This is a genomic window from Shinella sp. GW821-FHT11G07 (assembly GCF_058808115.1).
In genome coordinates this window covers 1-17444 of the sequence record NZ_JBXARJ010000023.1, presented here as the reverse complement: position 1 = coordinate 17444, position 17444 = coordinate 1, and the positions used below count along the sequence as shown (strand labels likewise).

Here is a 17444-nt window from a genome sequence, read left to right as displayed (position 1 = left end):
GCGCTCCAGACGATTATCGCAGGAGCGCGTCATTCAACCGGTAACAAACGCCGCGTCAGCCAAGGACGAATCGATTGAGCCGATCCTTCAAGAGAGCGATCGTGTCGACGTCGGCATTGGCAAAGGCGAAGCGCAGATACCCTTCCTGCCCTGCGCCAAAGTAACTGCCCGGCAGGCAGAGCACGCCGGCTTCCTTGGCGAGCCTTTCGGCCACCACGGCGGACGGCGTTTCGCCGAACGGATGGCCGATGAAGGCAAAATAGGCGCCGACGGCACCGACACGCCAGGCGGGCACGGCGGCCATGGTGGAGAGCAGGCCTTCGACGCGCCGCGCAATTTCGCGACGGTTTTCCTCGCGCCAGTCGGCCAGCATGGGCAGGGCGGTGGCAACCGCGGCCTGGGCGGAGCGCGGCGGACAGATCTGCAGGTTGTCCATGATCTTTGCCACCTGCTCGACAACCCCGGCGCCAGCCGTGATCGCACCGAGACGATGGCCGGGGATGCAGAAGGATTTCGAAAAGCTGTAGAGGCTGATGAGCGTGTCTTCCCAGCCCGCCCGGCCGAAGAGGTCATGTGGACGACCGGCTCCGGCCGGCAGGAAGTCGCGATAGGTCTCGTCGAGGATCAGCCAGACGCCGCGTGCGGCGCAGAGTTCGTAGATCGCTGCAAGCAATTCCGGCGGATAGACGGCCCCGGTCGGGTTGTTCGGCGAGACGAGGGCGACGGCGCGCACGTCCGGCGTGATGCCGGCGGCGAGCGTTGTAATGTCCGGCAGGAAACCCTTTGCCGGGTCGCAGGCGGCGAATCGGGTCTTGATACCCAGCATGGCTAGGGTGGTTTCCTGGTTGAAATAGTAGGGGTCGGTCATCAGCACGGCATCGCCGGCGCCAGCCACCGCCATGGCGGCGCAGATGAAGGCCTGGTTGCAGCCCGCCGTCACATGGATGTTGCCGGCGGAAAGCGCCACACCGTAGCTCTCGGAAACATGCGCCGCATAGGCCGCGCGCAGCGAATCCTCGCCCTCGATCGGCCCGTAACCGGTATAGGCGCGCGAGGCGGCATATTCGCCGAGCAGGCGCAGCATGTCCGGGTGCGGCGGGTAGCCGGGCACGGCCTGCGAGAAATCAATCATCGGGCCACTACGGCCATCATAGGCATCGCCCCAGGCGAAAACCGAAGGGATGGGCGGGGCGGCGAGGGTTTCGACGAGTGGATTGAAGCTAGGCATGGTCATTTCCGTTAAAATCAGGCGCGGGTCTTGCGTTGGGGATTGGCGGTGGCCCGGCGTTTGGCCGGGGCCGAAACCGGACGATGGGCTTCGACCAGACGGTTGCCGCGGCCGCGCAGATGCGTGCGGGCGGAGGCCTGCGGTTCGGGCAGGGTTTCTTCCAGGGCGGCGAAGACCCAGTCGATGAACACTTTGACGAGGGGTGACTGGCGGACGGACGGACGGCAGGCGACATAGAAGGCGTCGTTGGCCGGCACTGTCAGATCGAACGGCACGACGAGTTCGCCGCGGGCGATCAGGTTGCTGGCGGTGATCGTATCGCCGAGCGCAATGCCCTGGCCGTGCAGCGCGGCCTCGGTGGAAAGGCGGGCGTCGCTCATGAAATGCTGGCGCCCGCGCACCATGTCGAGCGCGTCGGCCGCCGCCAGCCAGGTGTTCCACTCCCTGCCGTCGTCACCGTGGAACAGGGTGTGGTCTGCAAGGTCGCGTACGGAGCGCAGCGGCCGGCTGTTGAGCAGCGTCGGGCTGGCGACCGGGAAGAGCTTGAGATGCGACCACAGCCGCGTCCAGCTATCGGGCCAGTTGCCGTCTCCATAGAGCATGCAGACGTCCGTATCGAGCGAGCGCAGGTGGTCCGGATCGTTGGAGGCGATCAAGGTGACGCGCACGCCCGGATACTGATCAGTGAAGGTGTTGAGGCGCGGGATCAACCAGAGCGAGAGGAGTGCGGGCACGCAGGTGACGGTGAGATCGCCATGGGCTTCCGGCTGTTTCATCAGGGCTGTCGCCGCCGCAATCTCGCCGAAGGCGTTGGTGACGGCGGGCAGCAGCAGCGCGCCCTGCGGCGTCAGTTTCAAGCGTTTTCCGCCGCGCTCGAAAAGCGTGGTTTCGAGGGATTCTTCAAGTGCACGGATCTGGTGGCTGACGGCGCCGTGCGTGACGTTCAACTCCCGCGCCGCAGCCGAAACGGCACCGCGGCGGGCGGTCGCCTCGAAGGCGCGGAGCGGGTTGAGCGGTGGCAGGCGCGAGGCCATGTAGGGGGATCTCACATGTGAGTTTTTCTCACGGCAATTTCTATAACAACGCTAATTGCTTTTCCAAGCGTTTTATTACGATACTGTAAAAAACGAGGGCAAAGCCCCGGGGGACGATCAGGAGGCTTCAGGCGCTTGAGACGGCGCGGCACGCGTCAAATGGCGTGCAAAAATCTTCTCGAAAATCCGGACCCGATTGCTTTCAGGCCTTCCGTGGCGCAAAGCGCCTGGCGTAGAATACGACAATGGGAACGCTCCGACCGGATCAACGGTCGGCCTAACAGGAGAAAGACGACTATGCGTGACATCCTCAAGACCAATGTCAGCCGCCGCGCGGTGCTGGGCGCCGGCGTTGCCGGTGCTTCGCTGCTCGCCATGCCGGCCGTGCTGCGTGCACAGGACAAGTCGCTGAAGGTCGGCGTCTACGGGGGCTACTTCAAGGACTCCTTCGACAAGAACATTTTTGCCGAATTCACCAAGCAGACGGGCATTGCCGTGGAATCGGTCGCCGAGCCGACCGGTGAAGCGTGGCTCGTCCAGCTCGAGCAGGCCGCCAAGGCTGGCCTGGCGCCCGCCGACGTTTCGATGATGTCGCAGGTCGCCATGCTGAAGGGCCAGTCGACCGAGCTCTGGGCACCGCTCGACATGGCGAAGATCCCGAACGGCTCGAACCTGATCGACCATTTCGTCAACAAATATCCGGATGGCCGCGTCGCCGGCATCGGTGCCGTCGCCTGGTACATCACGCTCGTCACCAACACCGATGTCTTCAAGGAAGCACCGACCTCCTGGACCGCGCTGTGGGATCCGGCAAATGCCGACAAGCTTGGCCTGCTCGCGCTCGTCTCCAACTCCTTCCTGCTCGAAGTGACCGCAAAGACGCATTTCGGCGGCACCAATGCGCTCGACACTGAGGAAGGCCTCCTCAAGGCCTTCGAAAAGCTTGCCGAAGTCAAGCCGAACGTGCGCCTGTGGTATCGCGATGAAGCGCAGTTCGAGCAGTCGCTGAAGTCCGGCGAAATCCCGATGGGCCAGTACTACCACGACGTGACGGGCCTTGCCGCCGCTGACGGCCAGCCGGTCCGCTCGACCTTCCCGAAGGAAGGCGGCATCATGGATTCCGGTTGCTGGGCGCTGTCGCGCGCTTCGACAAAAGTCGAGGAAGCCCACATCTTCATCAACTACATGAGCCAGCCGTCGATCCAGGCGATCCTGTCGCGCAAGGTCGGCACGGCGCCGACGGTCAAGCGCGACCTCATCGACCTGACCGCCGAAGAGTTCGCCGCGGTGTCCTCGGATATCGAGCCGATCATTCCGCGTTACGACCTCTACACCACCAAGGCCGACTGGCTGAACCAGAAGTGGACGGAAATGATCGCAGGCTGATGCCTGTCCATTTGTGAAGACAACCGACCGGTTGCCAATGCCGGTCGGTCCTCAAACCGTAAGCGCCGAACGGAGCTAAAATGTCCGGATTGACCCTCCAGAATATCGTCAAGCAGTTCGGCCAGTTTACGGCCGTCAAGAATGTCGAACTGACGGTGCCGCATGGCACGTTCGTCTGCCTTCTCGGCCCCTCCGGCTGCGGCAAGACCACGCTGATGCGCATGGTCGCCGGCCTCGACCTGCCGACGAGCGGCGCGATCAAGCTGGACGGCAAGGACATTACCAACGTTCCGACGCACAAGCGCGACCTCGGCATGGTCTTCCAGTCGCTGGCGCTCTTTCCGCATCTGACGGTCGGCGAGAACATCGCCTATTCCCTGCGCATCCGCGGCATCGGCAAGGAAGAGCAGAAGAAGCGCGTCGACGAGCTTCTCGCGATGATCCATCTGACGGGTTATGCCGACCGCCCCGTGGCTAAACTCTCCGGCGGCCAGCGCCAGCGCGTGGCGATTGCCCGCGCACTCGCCATTTCGCCAAAACTGTTCCTGCTCGATGAACCGCTCTCGGCACTCGATGCGAAGCTGCGCGAGGCCATGCAGGTGGAATTGCGCCAGCTCCAGCAGCGCCTCGGCATCACCACCATCGTCGTCACCCATGACCAGCGCGAGGCCATGACCATGGCCGATACGGTCGTCGTGATGAACAGCGGCGAAATTCGCCAAGCCGCAGCGCCGGTGGAAATCTACCGCCGCCCGGCCGACACCTTCGTCGCCGACTTCATCGGCATGACGAACCTCATCGATTTCAACGCCGACGGCAGCGGGGCCAATGTGCTCGGCGCCTCGGTTTCGGGCCTTGCCATTCCCGCGGGCTTAAAGTCCGGCATCATTTCGGTGCGCCCGGAAGACGTGCATCTCACCGCACCTGGCAACGCCCCGATCACTGGCACTGTAACCTTCGTGCGCGATCTCGGCGGCACGATCGAGACCTTCGTCGAAGCCGGTGGCAAGCAGATCGTCGCCGTCTCCATGCCGAACGCCCGGCCGGACGTCGCCGTCGGCCAGTCGGTCGGCCTCCAGCTCAACCCCGCAGACTGCGTGGTGCTGAAGTCATGAGACGCGAAGCCCCGCAAAAACTCACCGACTATGGCCCGCTGTTCTTTCCCGCGGGCATGCTGATCGTCTTCTTCGTCGTGCCCTTCGCGACGATGATCGCCGTGTCGTTCTTCCGGCGGGATCCATCCGGCTTCTATACACCGGACTTCGTCTTCGACAATTACGCCCGGTTCCTCAGCCTGTTCTTCGGCAAGGTGCTCGGCTTCTCGCTGTTCCTCGCCGTCACCGTCGCCATCTGCTGCGTCGTGCTGGCCGTTCCCTTCACGTACCTGCTGTCGCGCGCCAAACGCCGGACGCAGGTGCTCTGGCTGGTCGCGCTGCTGTCGATCCTGTCACTTTCGGAAGTGATCATCGGCTTTGCGTGGTCGACGCTGTTTTCACGCACCGCCGGCATCACCAACCTGCTTGTCATGCTCGGTGTGATGGACCAGCCGGTGGCGTTGAACCCGAGCTTCGGTGCGGTGCTTACCGCCATGACCTACCAGGCGCTGCCCTATACCGTGCTCGTGCTCTATCCTGCTCTCGTGCGGCTCGACCCGACTTTGACGGAAGCCGCGCGCACACTCGGTGCCTCGCCGATAAAGTCCTTCTTCACCGTCGTCGTGCCGGCACTTCGCAACACCATCGTCGCCACGCTGATCATGGTCTTCATCTTCGCGCTCGGCTCCTACCTGCTGCCGCAGATTCTCGGCCGACCGCAGCACTGGACGCTCTCGGTGCTCATCACCGACCAGGCGATCTACCAGTCGAACATGCCGTTCGCCGCCGCCATGGCCGTGTTCCTCGTGCTCGTCACGCTCGGCCTCGTCGCACTCACGGTCATCGCCGGCCGCAAGGGAGAAGCCGCATGACCGGGTTCCTGCAGAAGGCCTATTTCAGCCTAATCGGCCTCTTCCTGTCGCTGCCGATCATCGTCGTCGCCGGCGTGTCGGTGAACGAGAAACAGGATCTCGCCTTCCCGCCGAAAGGATTCTCGCTGGGCTGGTACGGTGAGATCTTCGCCAATGTCGAGTGGCGCAACGCGCTCTTCGCGTCGATCACGCTCGCGGCCCTTTCAGCCGCCGTGGCACTTCTCATCGCGCTGCCGCTCGCCTGGTTCCTGTGGCGTCGCCATGCGCCGTGGGCAAACATCTTTCAATTGCTCGGCGTCGCACCCTTCACGCTGCCGCCGGTCATCACGGCGCTCGGCCTGCTCACCTTCTGGGCGACAACCGGCTTCTATGGCCAGCCGGCAACTGCCGTCATCAGCCACGCTATCTTCTTCGTGACGCTGCCGCTGGTGACGCTGTCGCTCGGCTTCTCCTCCATCGACCGTTCGCTGGTGGAAGCCGCCGCGACGATGGGCGCCGATGACCGCACGATCTTCCGCACCGTCGTCCTGCCGCTGATCCTGCCCTACCTCGTCTCGGGGTATGCGTTCGCCTTCGTCTTGTCGCTCAACGAATATATCGTGGCGTACATGACGATCGGCTTCACGATGGAGACGCTGCCGATCAAGATCTTCAACGCGCTGCGCTACGGCTATACGCCGACGATGGCCTCGGTCACGGTGCTGTTCGTGGCGATCGCCGCCACCATCTTTGGCCTCGTCGCACGCTTCGGCGACCTGCCGAAGCTGCTGGGCGCCATGTCGTCGAAGGATTAGAGAAACGGTTCCGCGTTCGGAAACTGTGTAAAACAAAACGGGAGCCAGCATGCGGATCGCCGCCCTCCAGATGCACGCCATTGCCGGTGACGGCGAGGCCAATATCGAGTACATCGCGGCTGCGGCCGCGGATGCCGCGGCGGGCGGCGCCAAGCTGCTGATCGTGCCGGAGCTTGCGGTCACTGGCTACGGGGCAGGGGAGTCGGCATTTGCGCGGCTTGCTTCACCCGCGACCGGCGACGTTGCGACACGCCTCAGTGCCATTGCGCGGGAAAACGGCATTGCCATCGTGGCCGGTTTCGCCGAGCAGGAGGGCACGGTAACCTACAACAGCGCGCTCTTCACAGACGGCATCGGCACCAATGCCGTCTACCGGAAGTCCCATCTCTACGGTGAGTACGAGCGAAATGCCTTCAAACCCGGCGTTCCAACCTCGGTCATGGTGGAGCTAGGCGGTATCCGTCTCGGCATGCTGATCTGCTACGATGTGGAGTTCCCCGAAAACGTCCGCCGCCTTGCACTTGCCGGCGCCGAGCTCGTCGTGGTTCCGACGGCGCTACCGAAGGGGTCTTCCGGCACCTTCATCGCCAATCATATGATCCAGGTCCGCGCCTTCGAGAACCAGGTTTTTGTCGCCTACATCAACCATTGCGGCGCCGACGACAATTTCACCTATGCCGGCCTGTCGCGCATCGCCGCCCCGGATGGTAAGCTGCTTGCCGAAGCCCCCGCGGAAGGGGAAACCCTGCTTTTTGCGGAAATCCGCCCGGAAGACTATGCCAGGTCTCGGGAAGAAAACACCTATCTCGTTGATCTCGGCCGACCGGGCTAGAGACTGATCAAGCCCGTGCCGATCACCGCCAGCGCCGCGCCTATCCAGGCGGGCGCGGGCGGCACGATGCCGGTGCGCGCCCAGATCATCGGCAGGATAACGACCGGCGTCATCGAGGATAGCGTCGAAACCACCCCGACATTGCCATGTGCCAGCGCCGCCATCAGCAGCGACATGCCAAGTCCGACGCCGAAGAAGGCGGAGCCGACCGCAAAGCCGAGCGACCGTTTGGTGATGCTTGGCGCGGGCTTCAACATCGGATGCGGGACGACCATCAGCAGCAGAAAGAACGCGGCCGCAAGACCCGAGCGCACGGCCATCGCGGTGAACGGTTCGACGCCGCTCGCCATGGCAGGGCGGGCGGCGAGGCTGCCGAGCGCCTGCCCAAAGGCGGTAACGACGCCGAGCGCTATTCCAAGCCAGGGCGTGCGCTCGACAGCCGTGGTCTTCGACGGCGAGCGGGCGCCGATCGCCAGCAGGATGCCGAGCAGCACGCAGGCGATGCCGATGCCCTGCTGGCCGGACAGGGTTTCGCCCAGGAAGACATAGCCGAGCAGCACTGCGAAGGGCGAGGTGAGCGAAAAGAGCAGGGCGGTGGTGCGAGGGCCAGCCGTATAGATCGTCGCGAAATAGGTGGTGCTTGCGATGATGATGCCGAAGAGACTGGAGGCTGCCAGGCAGCCGAACTGCCAGAGCTCCACGGTGCGCCAGCCGCCGATCACGAGCGACACGGCCCCCGTCATCAGGAAGGCGGCAAGCATCTGCAGGCGAGCGAGATCGAGGAGCGGCAGGCGACCCCGCAATTCGCTGACGAGCATGCCGCTCAGCGCAATGCAGACGGCGGCGGAAAGGGCGAGGATTTCGGCGATGTACATGAAAAGACCGGGCGATTGATCGCCCGGCCTATCGCATGGATTTGCCCTAGTCGATAGGCTTCTTTTTCGGATCAGGCCTGATAGGTGACGCGGCCGTCGCAGATGGTGGTGACGGGGCGCACTTCGGCGAGGCTGGTGAACTCGGTTGCCTCCACGTCGGCGGAGAGCACGACGATATCGGCGAGATAACCGGCCTTCAGCACGCCCTTGCGATCCTCCATGAACTCCACCCAGGCGCCGTTCTTCGTATAGGCGGCAAGTGTCTCGTGCAGGGAAAGGCGCTCGTCCTTCATACCGTCCTTCCAGACGTCGCGTGACATGGCGCACTGGATGCAGTTCATCGGGTCGAGTGGCGAGACCGGCCAGTCGGTGGCAAAGACGATCTCCGCACCGGCATCGACCAGCGTGCGCCAGGCGAAGGCATAGGGCCAGCGCGCCTCGCCGATATAGGAGAGGTACGGTTCGAGCGGCAGGCCGGCGCTGCCCGGCGGGTGGGTCGGCTGCATGGAGGCGACAGTGCCGAGCTGTTTGAAGCGCGGAATGTCGTCGGGGTGCACGACCTCGATGTGCTCGATGCGGTTGCGGCTGTCGCGCTTGCCATTCGCCTTGATGGCGGCCTCATAGCCATTCAGAATCATGCGCACTGCGCCGTCGCCGATGGCATGCACCGCCACCGGCAGGCCAAGCTTGTCGGCCGTAATGGCGACATTGTCGAAATGCTCCTGCGAGAACAGCGGATCGCCCTTCAGACCCGGCTGATGGCAATAGTCGTCGACGAAGACGGCAGTGCCGGATTCCGTCACGCCGTCCATGAAGAGCTTCACGAAGTCCGAACGCAAGCGATCGGAATTGAAACGCTCACGCCAGGCGGCCGCCTTGGTCTCGATGTCCGAGAGCGGCATGAAATTCTTCATGTGGAAGGGCATGCGCACGCGTACCGGCAGGCCGACCGTCTTCTCGATCTCGTCCAGCATTTCCAGCTGGTAGAGGCTGCCGTCCATGTTCTGCAGCGAGGTGATACCGAGCGAGGCGACGTAGGCGAGGCCTTCCTTGATGATCTCGATGTCGCCGGCGCGCTGTTCCGCCGTCACATGGTCCGGATCGCCGCCCGTGCCGACGCCGAGCATTTCGCGCCCGCCTGTTTCGCTCAGTGCGGAAACGGGGCGGATGGCGTTGCTTTCGCGCAGTTCACCACTGGCAAGCCCATCCTCAGCCATAACGATCTCGTTGCCGATGCCGACATCGCCACCTTCAAGGATACCACCGAGCTTCAGCGCCAGCGTATTGGCCCAGGCGGTGTGGTGGTCCGGGGCGAAGATCAGCACGGCGCGATCCGGCAGGATGTGGTCGAGGTGGTGGCGGGTTACGCGCTCGTCGTCGGAGAGGATCGTGTAGTCCGCGTGCTGCGCGATCAGCAGGTTGCGCTCCGGATATTCTGCGGCATAGGCCTTCAATGCGTTTTCCAGCGCATCAAAGCCTTTCATGCCGTAGAGCGAGAGTTCGCGCAGTTCGGCGGAACCGCCGAAAATGTGCATATGCGCTTCGTTGAAGCCCGGCAGCACCGTGCCGCCCTTGGCGTCGATGACATGCGTGTCGGGGCCGGAAAAGGCATCGATCTGCGCTTCGGAACCGACCGCCAGGATGCGGTTGCCGGAAACGGCGACGGCGCTCGCGCGTGGGTTCGCCTCATCCATCGTCAGCACCCGCGCATTGCGGATGATAAAACTCGCTTCGGTCTGCATGGCGTGTTTCCTCGATGTTTTTTAAATGGACCGGCGGCAGAGCGCCCGGAAGAAGGTGAACAGGTCCTGGTTCTCCTCGTCGCCCAGCGGATCCGGCTGGGACGAGAGTTTCACGATGACCGTCTCGGTGCTCGGATCGACATAAAGCCACTGGCCGTGAATGCCGATTGCGGCAAAGGCGCCGTCCGCTTCGCCGGATTGATACCATTGGCTGCGATAGCGTCCGTTCGGCAGGTCGACATTACGGCCCTGCTGCCAGGCTTGCTTGTCGCCATTCTCCTGCATGTCGCGGATCCACGCGGCGGGCACGATCTGTCGGCCATCCCGGGCGCCGTCATTGCGCAGCAGTTCACCCAGACGGGCTAGATCGCGGGCGGTCATGGAGACGCCGCCGGCGGTGCGCGGCGTGCCGATCGAATCGACCGTAATATCGGCGTTGCCCTTCGCACCCATCGGTTTCCAGAGGAGATCGGAGGTGAGGTCGGCGAAACGGGCGCCCGTCGCCCGCTCGATGATGACGCCGAGCAGATCAGCGTTCGGCGAGGCATAATAGAACGGCCCGCCATGCGGACGCTCGGCCTTCTGAAGGGTCAGCAGGAAGGAGGCCAGCGTTTCCGGCTCGGCGCCCACCATCGGCGGGTTCCAGAGCATCGAGCGGCGATAGCGCGCGAAGGCGCCGTAGGGATCGAGATAAGCTTCCTCGAAATCGAGGCTGACGCGCATATCGAGCACGTCGCGGTAGGTGCAGTCGCCGTAGACGCTGCCCTTGGCTTCCGGCAGGTAGTCCGTCACCGGCCGGTCGGGATCGAGCAGACCATCCGCCTCCAGAATACCGGAGACCACGGCCGTCAGAGACTTGGAAATCGAGAAGACGAGGTGCGGCGCGTTGGGATCGGCATGCGGCGCGTAGTATTCCGCAAAGATCTCGCCCTTGCGCATCAGCACGAAAGCGTCCGTATGGGCAAATTCGAGGAAGGCGCGGGCGGTGGACGTGCCGGCAAGGCCCGTTTCCATCGCCGCATCGAAAAAGGCGTCGCTGGCGAGGGGCTGCTCGGCGGTCGCGGCCTCGGCAGCGATCACCGCAGTCGGCACGAAGTCGCGAACATTCTGAAAGGTCCAGCGGCTGAAAGGGGCGGTGCGCCAATTGGCGAGCGTAACATCGGCGCGGGCAAACCCGTGCCTGTCCTTGAAGGTCTTGATCATGAAACATCCGACCGAAGCGCGGGAAGGCGAGTTGCCTTCCCGCGTACGGAAGTCCTCGTTCTATGCGGCCGAGCCGCTTACTTCTGCAGTTCGGTCCAGAGCTTGGTGTAGAGTTCCTGTACTTCCGGAGGGCAGGCGAGGTTGAACTTGCCGGCAGCCTTCAGTTCTTCCGGAACGACGATTTCCGGCGCATCCTTCATCTCAGCCGGCATGAAGGCTTCCGATCCCTTGATACCGTTTGCATAACGGCCGAAGGCCGAGAGCATGGCGGCATTTTCCGGGTCCATGATGAAGTTCAGGAAAAGCTTGGCGTTGTCGACGTTCTTGGCGTCCTTGAGGATGGCGGCGTTGTCCATCCAGACCGGGTAGCCTTCCTTCGGATAGCCGTAGATGACATCAGGGTTTTGCAGACGCGAGCGGAACGAGGCACCGTTCCAGTTCGTGCCGGCGGCGATGTCGACCTTGGAATATTTCTCGATATTGCCGTAGTCCATCGAAAGCCACTTCGGCTTGGCGGTCGCCAGAAGATCGCGGGCCTTTTTCAGGATTGTCAGGTCGCCCGTGCAGGGCTCGCCGCCGGCATAGGTGACGACCATGTGCATGACGTCGGACATTTCCGGCAGCACGTTGATCTTGCCGACAAGTTCGGCCGGCGGATCGAGGAAGATCGCGGAGGTGTTCGGGTCACCCGAATAGATCGACTTGTTGACGGTCACGCCGGTGGTGCCCCACAGCCACGGAACCGAATAATGACGTCCTTCGTCGAACGGCACGCTCACCCACTGTGGGTCGACGTTCTTGAAGTTCTCCATCTGGTTGGGTTCGGATTGCAACAGCAGGCCTTCCGAGATCCAGATCGGCATCACGCTCGCGGACGGCACGACGATGTCGAAGCCGTGGCCGCCCTGGCGGATCTTTGCCAGCGCGGTGTCGTTCGAGTCGTAGTCGGTGATCGTCACCTTGACCTTGTGGGCCTCCTCGAACTTCTTGATCATTTCGGGGCTCGTATAGTTGCCCCAGTTGAAGATGTTGAGTTCTCCCTCGGCGTGCGCGATGGCGGTAGAGGCCATCATGCCGGCGGCAAGTGCGAACAATCCCAGTTTGGTTTTCATTCCTGTTCTCCTTTATCTATTGATTGTCTTTGTTGGGGTTCCGGCTGAGGAAGAAGAAGAGCGTGACGATAGCCAGCGACAGCACGAGGAACGCTGTCGAGATCGCGTTCATTTCGGGTGTCACCACGCGGCGCAATTGCCCCAGCATGTAGGTCGGCAATGTGTCCTGGCCGCCGGATTTGACGAATTCGGTGATGACCACGTCGTCGAGCGAGATCACGAAGGCGAGCATCATGCCTGCGAGAATGCCCGGCCAGAGCAACGGCAGCGTGACGTAGCGGAAGGTCTGGAACGGTGACGCGTAGAGATCCGATGCGGCACGCTCCAGCGAGAGATCCATGCTTTCGAGGCGTGCGCGGATCGGCATGTAGGCGAAGGGAATGCAGAAAGCCGCATGCGCGACGATGAGATAGCCGAGGCCGGAGTAACCGGTCCACACCTTGACGCGCGAGAAAAGGATCAGCAGCGCCACGGCCGTCACGATTTCCGGCACCAGAAGCGGCATGTTGATGACGGAATACTTGAAGGTGAGGCCGCGGTAGGGCGCCGTTCGCGTGGTGGCGATGGCCGCAAGCGTCGCGCAGGCCGTCGCGATCAGCGCGGCGATGGAGGCGATCCGGAGCGAGCGCCACGATGCCTCGATAACCTGTTGGTTGTTCCAGGCGCTCTGAAACCATCGAAGCGAAAAGCCTTCCCAGGTGGCGATCGACATGCCCGAATTGAAGGCATAGACGACGAGCGTCGCGATGGGCAGGTACAGGAGGAAGAAGCAGAACATCGCAATCGTCGCGAAACCCGGCTGCCGCTTGATCGAGAAAGACTTAGCCATGGGCGCTACCTCCCGACTTCGATGCATTGCGGACATAATAGAGCATCGCGAAGAGCACGATGATAACGAGCGTGACGGAAAGCGCGGCACCAAGCGGCCAGTTTCGACCCTGGCCAAACTGCAGTTCGATCAAGTTGCCCACCATCAGGTTCTTGCCGCCGCCGAGAACGCGTGGCACCACGTAGGACGACAGTGCCGGAACGAAAACGAGGATGGAACCGGCGATGATGCCGGGTTTGACCAGCGGAATGATGATGCGCCACAGCACGCCGAAGCGTGAGGCGTAAAGATCGTAACCTGCCTCGATCAGCCGGAAATCCAGCTTTTCCAGGCTGGCATAAAGCGGCAGAACCATCAGCGGCAGGAAGACATAGGTCATGCCGAGCATGATGGCGAAGTCGGTGAACATCATCTGGATCGGCGCGGAGATGATGCCGATCTTCAACAAGAGCGTGTTGATGATGCCTTCCGAACGGATCACCTCCTGAATGGCGAAGGTGCGGATGAGCATATTCGTCCAGAAGGGAATGGTGATCAGGAACAGCCAGAGCGAGCGGTTGTGCGGTGCGCGCGTGGCGATGAAGTAGGCCGTCGGAAAGCCGAAGATCAGGCAGAACACCGTCGTTGCAAAGGCGAGCTTGACGCTGCGCCAGAAAATCGAGAAATGCGCGTCCGCAAGGGAGACGGTGTCGTCGAAGATGTCGCGTGTAAAGAGAACGTTGAACCAGCCCTCCGTCGAGAACTCCCATTTCACGTCACCATAGTTGCCTGGCGCGAGAAAGGAATAGACCAAGACGATGAGGAGAGGGCCGACGCTGGCCGCGAGGATGAGGAGGAGGGCTGGAGCACTGAGCATCCAGCGATCCCGAACATGTTTCTTTTGCCGCTGTTCGGTGGCGTCCTGAGCGCTGAGCGTCATGGCTAGTCCCTCAGAATCTGGGCGACATCGTCATTGATGGCGATGCTCACACGTTCCTGCTCGGAGAAGCCGCAGGGACCGCTCTTGGCATTCTGCTGGCGCACGATGAAGGTGCCGCCGCCATCGACCTTGACGTGGAAATGGTTGTCCGTGCCGAGATAGACGATGTCGTCGAGCACGCCCTCGAGCGCACCGGAGCCGGGCGGACCGAGACGGGCATGTTCCGGGCGGACGACGATGGTAACCTTGCCCTTCGGCGTGATGCCTTCCGGGTAGGTCGCGGAAATTTCCACACCGGAGGAAAGCCGGACGCGGGCGCTGTCGCCGGCAACGGAAACGACCTCGGCTTCCAGAAAGTTCGTCTCGCCGATGAAGTCAGCGACGAAACGTTCGGCCGGGCGATCATAGATGTCCCAAGGCGAGCCCACCTGGCGGACCTTGCCCGTCGACATGACGGCGATACGGTCGGACATGGTGAGTGCTTCTTCCTGGTCATGCGTGACGAAGACGAAGGTGATGCCGGTTTCCAGCTGCAGGCGCTTCAGTTCCATCTGCATGGACTTGCGCAGCTTCAGGTCGAGCGCCGAAAGCGGCTCATCGAGCAGCAGCACTTTCGGCCGTGGCGCGAGGGCGCGGGCGAGCGCCACACGCTGCTGCTGGCCGCCGGAAAGCTGCGTGACCGGGTTGTTGCCGCGCCCTTCGAGATGCACGAGCTTCAGCATGTCCTTGACGACGGAGTCGATCTCCGACTTCGGCTTGCCGAGCATCTTGAGCCCGAAGCCGATGTTCTCCGCGACCGTCAGGTGCGGGAAGAGGGCGTAATTCTGGAAGACTGTGTTGACGGGGCGCTGGTTCGGCAAAAGGCGGGAAATATCGGTCCCATCAAGCAGAACCTGCCCTTCGGTGGGCAGTTCGAACCCGGCGATCATGCGCAGGAGGGTGGTCTTGCCACAGCCGGAAGGGCCAAGAAGGGTGAAGAATTCGTTCGAGCGGATTTCCAGCGTCACGTCATCGACGGCCTGGAAGGTGCCGAACCATTTCTTGATGCCATGCAAGCCTATAGCTCCGCCATGGGCTGCGGTCGTTCGGGTATCAGTCATCGGTTCCCCGTTTTTCGACCGACGCTCGAGCTTCCTCCGCCCAAACCGCCGGCTGTCCTCTGTCCGGCCGCTGATCACGGCTCTTATGTGATAGGCTTATCTTGCTTATGATCACAACAAACCATAATTTGATCAAATCTGTAAAGGGCCATTTTAAGCTTTGCGACAATATCAGTTTTGCGTGCAAAGCTCCTGAAATTCAGCCCTGAGGCGTGAGGCCGGCAAAAGCCGGGCCTGCAGAGGGGAGGGTACAGCATGTTCGTGGCAGCCAGTCGTGAAGCGTCCGAATCCGCCAAACAATGGGTCTACCGTGTGTTGCGGCGGGGTATCATGACGGGGCAGTTCGAGCCGGGCGATCCGGTGACGATCAATGGATTGGCCGAGGCGCTTGGCGTCAGCGCCATGCCCGTGCGCGAGGCATTGCACCGGCTGGTTTCGGAAGGGGCGCTGGAACTGCTCGACAATCGCCGCGTCCGCGTGCCGGATCTCGACCCGCAGAGTTTCGAGGAAGTTCTTGAAGCCCGTGTCGCACTGGAAACCCGTGCCGCCGAACGTGCCATGCCCTTCATCGACGACAGGCGGCTGACCCGTATGCGGGCGTTCGACCAACAGGCCGATCAGGCACTGGCTGTCGGTAATTTCGGGCGGCTGGTGGAGGCGAATTTCGATTTCCACCGCTGCCTCTACGAGGCACGGCCCGGCACCGTGATGCTGCCGCTCATCGAATCTCTCTGGTTGCGTCTTGGACCCTTCATGCGTCGGGCCGGCGAGACACTCTCGCAAACCTATCAGGTCGATCGCCACGCCGAGGCGCTCGCCGCCATCGTGCAGCAGGATGCCGAAGCCCTGAAGGTGGCGATTGCCGCCGACATCCGCGACGGCACCGGCTATCTTGGCCAGGGCCATTTCGCGCGGGTTGCGGCTTTGGCAAAAACGGGCTGAAGATGGTTGATCCGCTCGGTCGGCTCTTGCTCTCCGATCCAAATCGCGTAAGTCATTCCCGTGACTTGCAGTGCGATGGAGGGCGCCTTGAACGACAACAATGTTCTGAAATTCGAAAGCCGGAAGCCGCAGCAGGACAACGGGAACAAACCTGAGGTGCCGAGGCCGAAAAAGGGACGGATCTGGATCGCCGTTGTCATCGTGATCGCGCTCGTCTGGGCGTACTACCAGTTCATGGCGCCACAGAGCCTTTGACACGCCGGCCTCGAGCTGCTCCTCCATGTAGGAAATCAGGTAAAATGCCCTGCCATCTGAATAAAATCAATATGTTATTATCTGGAATTCATTCCTATATGTCCTGAAAGTCGACATGAAATGACCGAGACAGCTAGGTCATTGTTGTCATTAAATCAACTTGTCTAGTTGGTCTGAGAATGCGGGGACTTTGCATGTGCCGCTATGCATTGGAACTGCTGGTCCTGATCTGTCCGAACAGAGGGGCGAATTGCCATCCCCCAAGGAATTTTGTGATCGCTAACGAGCTTCGACGAGCATTATTGGTCTCACGAACGTTCCGCGCACATCCTTGGATAGGATTTGTTGGCATGAACTCCTTGATGGCGTTCGTCGGGGAACCGACACTCACCGAATTATCTTTGTTAGATTCTAGCGTGCATCGCGGCGCAGATTGCAAGAAGCGTTGCAATTAAGCGAAGCTCGTGCGTCCTTCACTAAGTTGATCGGCCAAGCCGAAAGGCAACAGCGATCCGTAGTGATGAACCACGGCAGACCGGTTGCCGCCATCGTACCATTGGCAGACCTGGAAAGACTCAGACAGTTGAACGCCGCGCAGCGGAAAAAGATGGTGTTCCGGCAGCCTCACGATAATGAGATGAAGGATTTCCTTGGCGAGGAGGCGGAGCTACCCACGGAGGCGATAGAAGCGTTCGCCGCATTGCTTGACTTTGTGGCAAAGGACGATCGCCTTGTGGAGTTAATTCTGAGGGAGAGATCCAAGGAGAAGGCGAAAAACGACGACTCTATCGAACGGGAACATCATGCAATGGCACAGTTCTAGCGCGACATGGCCCGGCACTCCTACCTCCTCCGTATCCCGGCTTCAATAACCGCGATGGTCACGTGTTGACGGAGATCAAAGAAGGGAAGATGCGGCCATCGGCGCGGTCCCTATAAGCTGGCATTCTAGGGCTGTTCCGGGCGGGAGCCTGCGAGCTGTGTAAGGGGAAGTCCGCGTCGTCATCAGTGTTGCGACGCTCTTTGCCCGACGCGCGCCGGACAGCCGCGCGATCTTCAAATTCGTATTCGCAGCCACAGGGCTTTAATTGGCGGTCATGAACCAAATATGTCGTCCGACGCTAAGTCGTATTGATGCCCCGTCGAGTCTCGGTAATCCTCCCGCGCACTAATCGGGTTCAAAAGTAGAATTTTCTCGGCAATATGCATGAGGAGATTTTGATGAAG

Annotated in this window: 17 protein-coding genes; 8 read left to right on the top strand and 9 right to left on the bottom strand. The window is 61.8% G+C overall.

Annotated elements, in window-relative coordinates; all coding sequences use genetic code 11:
* Positions 1-55: 55 nt before the first annotated feature.
* Together AC1RT2_RS29880 and AC1RT2_RS29875 are read right to left on the bottom strand one after the other, a co-directional pair.
* Positions 56-1228, bottom strand: coding sequence for an aminotransferase (locus AC1RT2_RS29880; RefSeq protein ID WP_493107837.1), 1173 nt, complete (start codon positions 1226-1228; stop codon positions 56-58).
* Between the two features lie 17 nt (positions 1229-1245).
* Positions 1246-2262, bottom strand: a complete 1017-nt coding sequence (locus AC1RT2_RS29875; RefSeq protein WP_444798266.1) for a LysR substrate-binding domain-containing protein — start codon at positions 2260-2262, stop codon at positions 1246-1248.
* Positions 2263-2559: 297 nt separating this feature from the next.
* On the opposite strand from AC1RT2_RS29875, the gene AC1RT2_RS29870 reads away from it, so the two are divergent.
* From AC1RT2_RS29870 to AC1RT2_RS29850, 5 genes are all read left to right on the top strand, one after another.
* Positions 2560-3648, top strand: a complete 1089-nt coding sequence (locus AC1RT2_RS29870) for an ABC transporter substrate-binding protein (protein WP_444798221.1) — start codon at positions 2560-2562, stop codon at positions 3646-3648.
* 80 nt (positions 3649-3728) lie between these two features.
* Positions 3729-4763 (top strand): ABC transporter ATP-binding protein, encoded by a 1035-nt coding sequence (locus AC1RT2_RS29865; protein ID WP_493107835.1) that lies wholly within the window; start codon positions 3729-3731, stop codon positions 4761-4763.
* Positions 4760-5614, top strand: coding sequence for an ABC transporter permease (locus tag AC1RT2_RS29860; RefSeq protein ID WP_069063049.1), 855 nt, complete (start codon positions 4760-4762; stop codon positions 5612-5614). The genes AC1RT2_RS29865 and AC1RT2_RS29860 overlap by 4 nt, the downstream gene beginning before the upstream one ends.
* A complete protein-coding gene (locus tag AC1RT2_RS29855) occupies positions 5611-6408 on the top strand; it encodes an ABC transporter permease (RefSeq protein WP_069063048.1) in 798 nt (265 codons plus the stop codon). Before AC1RT2_RS29860 ends, AC1RT2_RS29855 begins: the two co-directional genes overlap by 4 nt.
* A gap of 49 nt (positions 6409-6457) precedes the next feature.
* A complete protein-coding gene (locus AC1RT2_RS29850) occupies positions 6458-7240 on the top strand; it encodes a carbon-nitrogen hydrolase family protein (RefSeq protein WP_493107832.1) in 783 nt (260 codons plus the stop codon).
* Here the strand turns inward: AC1RT2_RS29850 and AC1RT2_RS29845 are convergent.
* The 7 genes from AC1RT2_RS29845 to AC1RT2_RS29815 all read right to left on the bottom strand — a co-directional run bounded on the left by AC1RT2_RS29845 (position 7237) and on the right by AC1RT2_RS29815 (position 15020).
* On the bottom strand, positions 7237-8115 hold the full coding sequence (locus tag AC1RT2_RS29845) for a DMT family transporter (protein ID WP_493107830.1): 879 nt from the start codon (positions 8113-8115) through the stop codon (positions 7237-7239). The two genes, AC1RT2_RS29850 and AC1RT2_RS29845, sit on opposite strands and share 4 nt — an antisense overlap.
* Before the next feature lie 71 nt (positions 8116-8186).
* Positions 8187-9857: an amidohydrolase gene (locus AC1RT2_RS29840; protein ID WP_493107828.1), complete on the bottom strand. Its 1671-nt coding sequence runs from the start codon at positions 9855-9857 to the stop codon at positions 8187-8189.
* Between the two features lie 21 nt (positions 9858-9878).
* Positions 9879-11060 carry a serine hydrolase domain-containing protein gene (locus AC1RT2_RS29835; protein WP_493107826.1) on the bottom strand — a complete coding sequence of 394 codons (1182 nt, stop codon included), beginning with the start codon at positions 11058-11060 and terminating at the stop codon, positions 9879-9881.
* 77 nt (positions 11061-11137) lie between these two features.
* Positions 11138-12172: an extracellular solute-binding protein gene (locus tag AC1RT2_RS29830; protein ID WP_069063044.1), complete on the bottom strand. Its 1035-nt coding sequence runs from the start codon at positions 12170-12172 to the stop codon at positions 11138-11140.
* Positions 12173-12188: 16 nt separating this feature from the next.
* On the bottom strand, positions 12189-13001 hold the full coding sequence (locus AC1RT2_RS29825) for an ABC transporter permease (protein ID WP_069063043.1): 813 nt from the start codon (positions 12999-13001) through the stop codon (positions 12189-12191).
* Positions 12994-13920, bottom strand: coding sequence for an ABC transporter permease (locus tag AC1RT2_RS29820; protein WP_069063042.1), 927 nt, complete (start codon positions 13918-13920; stop codon positions 12994-12996). Before AC1RT2_RS29820 ends, AC1RT2_RS29825 begins: the two co-directional genes overlap by 8 nt.
* A 2-nt stretch (positions 13921-13922) precedes the next feature.
* Positions 13923-15020 (bottom strand): ABC transporter ATP-binding protein, encoded by a 1098-nt coding sequence (locus AC1RT2_RS29815; protein ID WP_493107822.1) that lies wholly within the window; start codon positions 15018-15020, stop codon positions 13923-13925.
* 255 nt (positions 15021-15275) lie between these two features.
* On the opposite strand from AC1RT2_RS29815, the gene AC1RT2_RS29810 reads away from it, so the two are divergent.
* The 3 genes from AC1RT2_RS29810 to AC1RT2_RS29800 all read left to right on the top strand — a co-directional run bounded on the left by AC1RT2_RS29810 (position 15276) and on the right by AC1RT2_RS29800 (position 17040).
* Positions 15276-15962, top strand: coding sequence for a GntR family transcriptional regulator (locus AC1RT2_RS29810; RefSeq protein WP_069063040.1), 687 nt, complete (start codon positions 15276-15278; stop codon positions 15960-15962).
* Positions 15963-16049: 87 nt separating this feature from the next.
* Positions 16050-16217 carry a hypothetical protein gene (locus tag AC1RT2_RS29805; RefSeq protein WP_493107820.1) on the top strand — a complete coding sequence of 56 codons (168 nt, stop codon included), beginning with the start codon at positions 16050-16052 and terminating at the stop codon, positions 16215-16217.
* A 433-nt stretch (positions 16218-16650) separates the two neighbouring features.
* Positions 16651-17040: a type II toxin-antitoxin system Phd/YefM family antitoxin gene (locus AC1RT2_RS29800; protein WP_493107819.1), complete on the top strand. Its 390-nt coding sequence runs from the start codon at positions 16651-16653 to the stop codon at positions 17038-17040.
* Positions 17041-17444 lie beyond the last annotated feature (404 nt).